This window comes from Komagataeibacter oboediens, assembly GCF_018491655.1.
GTDB classification, from domain to species: domain Bacteria; phylum Pseudomonadota; class Alphaproteobacteria; order Acetobacterales; family Acetobacteraceae; genus Komagataeibacter; species Komagataeibacter oboediens.
Map to the genome: position 1 here is coordinate 1 of NZ_JABLUU010000051.1, position 867 is coordinate 867.

Here is an 867-nt window from a genome sequence, read left to right on the forward strand (position 1 = left end):
TAGAGGATGTTATGCACCTTGGGCGAGCATAGCTGCATTTCTTAGCATGAAGCACGCGAACGCGATGACATGGAGACTTGCGAGGGTTGAGGCATAACGCTCGTAATCCTTGACGAGCCTGCGGCAGCGTGTTGCCCATGCGAAAGATCGCTCAACAACCCATCGGCGCGGCAGCAGCACAAAGCCGCGTTTGGCTTCGGGCAACCTGACGACCTCCAGGGTGATCCCCTGGGCCCGTGCTGCCCCGGCAGGTTTCTCGCCGGTATATCCCTGATCGACATAGGCCAGTTCAACGCCCTCGTCCGTCGCATCCTGAATGGCGGCGGCAAGACGTCCCACCTCGGCGCGATCATCCCGACTGGCTGGTGTGACATGCAGGGCCAGCAGATATCCCAATGTGTCCACGGCCATGTGCAGCTTTGATCCCCTTTTGCGCTTGGCTCCATCATATCCGGCGCGGGAACCGCTTTCCGGCGTCGAACGTAATGTCCGGCTGTCGATAATGGCTGCCGTTGGCTCCGCCCTGCGGCCAGAAGCGATACGCAGCATGGCACGCAGATCAGACACCAACGCGTCAAAACAACCTGCCTCCATCCAGCGACGGGATTGCTGGTAGACCGCCGACCACGGCGGAAGGTCATTCGGCATGGCGCGCCAGGCAATTCCGTAGCGGATCACGTAACGCAATCCATTGAACAGTTCGCGCAATGCGTGATGTCGTTGTTGCGCATCCTCGCGCATCAGGACCAGATACGGGACAACCAGAGACCATTCTTCATCTGATACGTCAGAGGGATACGGTTTGCGTGCAGGTGTCATTTCTCGTTACTGCACCAATCAGACACGAAAGTACATAACACCCTCTAG

General features: G+C 58.2%; 1 protein-coding gene. It reads right to left on the reverse strand.

The window, feature by feature from the left end; translation table 11 throughout:
* Positions 1 to 9 precede the first annotated feature (9 nt).
* On the reverse strand, positions 10 to 819 hold the full coding sequence (locus HNO79_RS16340) for an IS5 family transposase (protein ID WP_214165953.1): 810 nt from the start codon (positions 817 to 819) through the stop codon (positions 10 to 12).
* Positions 820 to 867: the final 48 nt, after the last annotated feature.

What these genes read in the sequence shown, in the direction of transcription:
- HNO79_RS16340 (WP_214165953.1), bottom strand. Translation starts at nt 819, where the DNA reads ATGACACCTGCACGCAAACCGTATCCCTCTGACGTATCAGATGAAGAA.